At 72.0% G+C, this 5,530-nt stretch carries 4 protein-coding genes and 1 pseudogene; 2 read left to right on the forward strand and 3 right to left on the reverse strand.

All coding sequences use genetic code 11. The features are described from left to right. A pseudogene (locus tag FNH04_RS48260) lies at nt 1-316 on the reverse strand (protein phosphatase 2C domain-containing protein); the annotation flags it as partial. A 353-nt stretch (nt 317-669) separates the two neighbouring features. On the opposite strand from FNH04_RS48260, the gene FNH04_RS40490 reads away from it, so the two are divergent. Both FNH04_RS40490 and FNH04_RS40495 read left to right on the forward strand, forming a co-directional pair. Further along, nucleotides 670-1,152: a DUF456 domain-containing protein gene (locus tag FNH04_RS40490; RefSeq protein WP_152791183.1), complete on the forward strand. Its 483-nt coding sequence runs from the start codon at nt 670-672 to the stop codon at nt 1,150-1,152. Between the two features lie 203 nt (nt 1,153-1,355). Then, nucleotides 1,356-3,761, forward strand: a complete 2,406-nt coding sequence (locus FNH04_RS40495) for a glycosyl hydrolase family 95 catalytic domain-containing protein (RefSeq protein WP_152791184.1) — start codon at nt 1,356-1,358, stop codon at nt 3,759-3,761. Nucleotides 3,762-4,000: 239 nt separating this feature from the next. Here FNH04_RS40495 and FNH04_RS40500 read toward each other — a convergent pair whose 3' ends face one another. Both FNH04_RS40500 and FNH04_RS40505 read right to left on the reverse strand, forming a co-directional pair. Beyond that, the gene (locus FNH04_RS40500; RefSeq protein ID WP_152791185.1) at nt 4,001-4,747 is read right to left on the reverse strand and encodes an IPT/TIG domain-containing protein; all 747 of its coding nucleotides are present in this window, start codon (nt 4,745-4,747) and stop codon (nt 4,001-4,003) included. A 257-nt stretch (nt 4,748-5,004) separates the two neighbouring features. Next, a partial coding sequence (locus FNH04_RS40505; RefSeq protein WP_152791186.1) for a methylated-DNA--[protein]-cysteine S-methyltransferase occupies nt 5,005-5,530 on the reverse strand: 526 nt, incomplete at its 5' end.

The raw sequence follows: 5,530 nt of genomic DNA on the forward strand, positions 1-5,530 counted from the left end.
GGTCGTGCGCCGCGGCGGAGGGGCGGGAGGCGTCGCCGGGCAGTCCGCCGCGCGGCCCCCCACGGCTGACATCACCCCCGGCCGCGCCGCGCTGTCCCGGCACCGCCGGAGGCCTCCCCGGCGGAGGCGGGGCGTCGGCGGCCGGGGTCTCCGCCCGGTCCACCGGCCCCTGCCCCACCGTGCCCGCCGCCGAGGCGAAGCGGTCGTCGAGGGAATCGGCCGCGGCCGTGGGCCCCGTGTCCCCGGTGGAGTCGTCGTACAGCTGCCCCCACCAGTCGTCCTCGTGACCGGTGGGCCTCTCCCCCTGCTCGCTCATGCCCCTAATTGTCCACCGCGGGAGCCGGATGAAAACGGGGCTTACGGAAAATCCGGCCAGGGGGTTGACCCCCGAACGGCAGGTGGACGATGCGTCGAACTCCGGTACGCGGGACGCCGATTGACTCACCCTGCCACCATCGCCACACGCATGGTGGACCGCCGGACGGTCCCACCCCCCACAGGGGAACCGCCCGGCGGCGCGCGAGTGGCCGGATCACCGTGGGCGCCGACCCGGGCCGGGGCCTGAGTCCGACCGACATTCCCGGGGATTCACTGTGATGTCGCGCCCTGTCACGCGGGCCCGGGAGCGCGCGACCTGCATCTCGCGCGCCGCTCCAGCACCCTGGGCTTATGGGCGCCTGGGGTCTCCTGCTGGTCGGGGTGGTGCTCCTGCTCGGCCTGTGCGGTGTGCTGGTGCCCGGTGTGCCGGGGTCCTGGCTGGTGTGGGCCGCGGTGGCGTGGTGGGCGCTGGAGGACGAGAGTGGGCTCGCGTGGTTCGTCCTCGTGGGCGCGACCGTGGTCATGCTGCTCTCCCAGGCTGTCCGCTGGGCACTGCCGCCCCGGCGGCTGCAGGCGAGCGGGGCCACCCCCCGCATGGCCGTGTACGCGGGGGCGGGGGCCCTGCTCGGCTTCTTCCTGATACCGGTGATCGGCGCGATACCCGGCTTCATGGGCGGCATCTACCTCTCCGAACGCCTCCGGCTCGGCCGGCACCGCGAGGCCAGGGCGGCGCTGCGCACCGCGATGCGGTCGGGCGGCTGGAGCGTGCTCGCGGAACTGTTCGCCTGTCTGCTGGTCACGATCACCTGGGTGTGCGCGGTGGTCTGGGGCTGAACAGCCGGAATCCCCGGATGTTCCGCCGGATCCCCCGATCCCGGTCCAGGGAATCCACTGGATCACACCCACCCTTACACATCGGATCTCTCCCTACTTGTTGACGGCATCCCGCACCTTCTCTACGTTGCCTCGCGGGATAGCTCCGATGAATCGCCGTGTGAATCTTGCGAACCTTGCCGTACGAGCCGCCGGGAGACGCGATGTCCAGTCCCTCCAGACGAACCGTTCTCGCCACCGGATCCGCCCTCGGCGGGACGTTCCTCGCCGGAGCCCTGCCCGGCAGTGCGGAGGCCGCCGACAACGCCGAGAGCCCCGCCCACTCCGCCACGCCTTCCCCCGCCGACCCCTGGCGTACGGTCCTCGACGACGCCGACCTGGTCTGGCAGCGGATGCCGACGACCTGGGACGAGGGCCCCTTCCTCGGCAACGGCTTCCTCGGTTCCGGGATCTACGCGGAACCGGGCGGCGACCAGGACGGCGACCAGGACGGGGACGGCGGCCGGGGCGGCACCTTCCCGGCCGTGCGCTTCAACGTGCAGCACTCCGAGGTCCAGGACCACCGCCCCGAGTTCGGCTCGCTCTTCGGGCTCGCCCGGCTGCCGATCGGCCACTTCACGCTGGAACCCGTGGGCCGCATCACGGGCCTGGACTGGCGGTTACGGCTGCGCCACGCCGAGCTCACCGGCACCCTCACCACGGACCGGGGCACGCTCACGATCCGCGCCCTGGTGCACACCTCCCGTTCCGTACTCGCCGTGGAGATCACGCCCAGCGAGGGCGAGCGCGGCTTCCGGTGGGTGTTCCACCCGGCGGAGGCGATCAGCCCGCGCGCCGCGTTCCGCCCGCTGCCCGACGGCTACCAGGGCAACCCGCCCGCCGAGGTCGGGGAGCGCAACGGCGTCTCCACCGCCGTACAGTCCCTGCTGTCCGGCGGGCAGCATGTGACGGCGTGGCGCGAGCGGGAGCGGGGTCGGAGCCGGACGCTGTACGTCCATGTGGCGCACTCGTATCCGCGGAGCACGGCCCTCGACCGGGCGCTCGGGACCGTCCGCAGGACGTCCTCACTGCCGTACGACCAGCTGGCCCTGACGCATCGCGCCTGGTGGAACGCCTACTACCGCAAGAGCTTCCTCTCCCTGCCCGACGCCCGTATCCAGCGCTTCTACTGGATCCAGCTCTACAAGACGGCGGCCGCCGCACGCCGGGACGCGCCCGTGATGGCGACCTGCGGGCCCTGGCTGGAGTCCACTCCGTGGCCCAACACCTGGTGGAACCTCAACGCGCAGCTGGAGTACTGGCTGATCCACGGCTCCAACCACCTCGAACTCGACGCGATCACGAGGGCGCTCGGCGAGTTCCGGGAGAACCTCGTCAAGGAGGTGCCCACCCCGTACCGCGCCGACTCGATGGGCATCCCGCGCACCACGGACCCGCAGCTGGTCAACGGCGCGGCGAGCACGCTCATGGGGTACGGCGTCGGTATCCCAGGCCAGGATCCGCCGACCCCCGAGGTCGGCAACCTCACCTGGGCCCTGCACAACGTCTGGCTCAGCTACCGCCACACGATGGACGAGTCGATCCTCAGGGACGTCCTCTTCCCGCTCCTGCGCAGGGCGGTCAACTACTACCTGCACTTCCTGGAGCCCGGACCGGACGGCAAGCTGCACCTGCCGGCGACCTTCTCCCCCGAGTACGGGGGCAACTCACGCGACTGCAACTACGACCTGATGCTGCTGACCTGGGGCTGCCGTACGCTCCTGGAGTCCGCCGGGATCCTCGGCATCGACGACGAGCTGGCACCGCGCTGGCGCGAGGTGCTGGCCAGGCGGGTGCCGTACCCGACCGACGCAGGCGGCTACATGATCGGCGCGGACATCCCCTTCGCGAAGTCGCACCGCCACTACTCGCACCTCCTCGCCGTGTACCCGCTGTACGAGGTCACGGGCCGCACCCCCGAGGAACGGGCCCTGATCGAGAGGTCGCTGGCGCACTGGGTGGGCTTCGAGGGCGCGCTCCAGGGCTACACCTTCACGGGCGCGGCCTCCGTCTCCGCGCTGCTCGGCAAGGGCGAGGACGCGCTGGGCTATCTGGGGCAGCTCATGTCGCGCTTCGTCCAGCCCAACACCATGTACAAGGAGACGGGCCCGGTCATCGAGACCCCGCTGTCGGCGGCCCAGTCCCTGCACGACATGGTCTGCCAGTCCTGGGGAGGCGTCATCCGTGTCTTCCCCGCCGTGCCCGCCGCCTGGGCGGACCTGACCGTGCACGGCTTCCGTACGGAGGGCGCCTTTCTGCTCTCCGCGGTACGCGAGGGCGGGGCGACCCGCTGGGTCCGGCTGACCAGCGAGGCGGGCGCCCCCTGTGTCGTACGGCATGGTGTCGGGGGCGCCATCGACGTGCGCGACGGGCGGGGGCGGCCGCTGCGGTACTCGGCCGCCGGTGACGGTGCCGTGCGAGTCGCCCTGAAGCGGGGCGACTCGGTGCTGATCACGGCGAAGGGCGACCGCCCGGACCTGACCGTCGCGCCGGTACGGCCGAACGCTCAGGCGCCCAGGTGGGGGCTGCCGGCCGCGGATGTACGGACGGGGTCGCTCCCCGCTGGATGACGGTGTGGGTGTCGGTGCCGGTGGAGGGGGCGAAGTCACCGCCGCCGGGGTAGGCGGCCACGGTGGTGCTCCTGCGCTCCGGGACGCGTCCGGTCGGATCACACCCGCGCACACGGCTGGGCCCGTCCGGGCGGTGGGGGGCTTGCCGCCCGGACGGGGGTTCGTCGCCTCGCGCTGTGCGCGGGCGTCCGGAGGGGTCAGGTACCGGGCCGCTGAGCCGGATACCAGACCGTCCGGGATCAGATGCCGGGACCGGCGATGTAGGTGAACGCGCCGACCTCGGTGTCCGACCCCGCGGGGTTGGTCACCACCACGTCGACCGCGCCCGCCGTTCCCGGCGGGGTGACCGCCGACAGCGTGGTCGCGTTGATCACCGAGAACGGGGCCGGGCTGCCGCCGAAGGTGACCGAGTCCGTGCTGTCGAGGTTGGTACCGGTGATGGTCACCGCCGTCCCCCCGGACGTCGGACCCGACGTCGGGGCGACCGTCGTGATCGTGGGAACGTCGACGTAGGTGTAGGTCAGACCGTTGTTGGTGCCACCCGCGGTGGTCACGCTCACCCCCACCGGCCCGGCCGCGGCCCCCGCCGGAACGGTGACCGTGAGCGAGCTGTCGGAGGACACGGTGGGCGTGGCGGTCACCCCGCCGAACGACACACTCGTCGCCGTCGACAGACCGGTGCCGTTGAGGGAGATGGTGTTGCCGCCCGCCAGCGGCCCCGAGGTCGCGCCGAGGGAGGACTTGAACGGGGCGCCCACGTAGAAGAACGGCACCGGGTTGCTGGTTCCGCCCGGAGTGGTCAGGGTGACCCCGACCGTTCCGGTCCCCGACGGGGAGACGGCGGTGACCTGGGTCGGCGAGACCTGGGTGACGCTGGTCGCCGACTTCGAACCGAAGTTCACCGCGGTGGTGCCGGACAGGTTCGTGCCCGTGATGGTCACCGTCGTCCCGCCGCCGGTGGAACCCTGGTTGGGAGAAATGGGCATGGCACTGCTCCTTGCTGATGGTTTGGTCGGACACTGCAAGAAGCCGGCGGGAAGGGCCGGGTCACCGAACAGGCGCCGTCAGCACTGCCGGACCCGGAGCGAACGAAGAGACCGGGCGGCCGCCATCCCCTGGGCAAGGAAAAACCGGCAAGCGCTGCCTGTCCCGCGTTCCCCCGGCACGGGGATGGGCAGCCCGCCGGTTCACACTCTCAGTGACCCACAGACCCAATCGGGCGACAAGAGCCGGTCAACACACATCACTCGAACGGGCTAATTCCCTCCATGCCCTCCGCGCCCTCCATGCCCTCCATGCCCTCCAGAGTGAGAAGCCGGAGCTTGCGGTCGAGGCCGCCCGCGTACCCCGTGAGGGAGCCGTCCGCGCCGATGATCCGGTGGCACGGGCGGACGATGAGCAGGGGGTTGGCGCCGATCGCGCCGCCGACGGCCCGAACGGCGGCACGGGACGCCCCCACGCGCGCGGCGATCTCCCCGTACGTCGCGGTCGCCCCGTACGGCACGTCGTCCAGCGCGGCCCACACCCGTTCACGGAACTCGGTACCGCTGCCGCGCAACTCCAGCCGGAACTCCTTGAGTTCCCCGGCGAAGTACGCGGCGAGCTGCTCCTTCGCCGCACGGAAGGGCCCCGGGTCGTGCCGCCACTCGGGCAGGACGGTACGGCCGCCCTTCTGGCCGGGCACGGAGAGCGAGGTCAGGGCGCCGGAGCCGTCGGCGGTGAGGAGGAGCCGGCCGACGGGGCTGTCGAGGTGGGTGTAACAGGTGGGC

The organism is Streptomyces phyllanthi, assembly GCF_009377205.1.
GTDB lineage: Bacteria > Actinomycetota > Actinomycetes > Streptomycetales > Streptomycetaceae > Streptomyces > Streptomyces phyllanthi.

Coding starts and splice junctions, on each gene's coding strand:
- FNH04_RS40490 (WP_152791183.1), top strand. CDS start 670: ATGGGCGCCTGGGGTCTCCTGCTGGTCGGGGTGGTGCTCCTGCTCGGC.
- FNH04_RS40495 (WP_152791184.1), top strand. CDS start 1,356: ATGTCCAGTCCCTCCAGACGAACCGTTCTCGCCACCGGATCCGCCCTC.
- FNH04_RS40500 (WP_152791185.1), bottom strand. CDS start 4,747: ATGCCCATTTCTCCCAACCAGGGTTCCACCGGCGGCGGGACGACGGTG.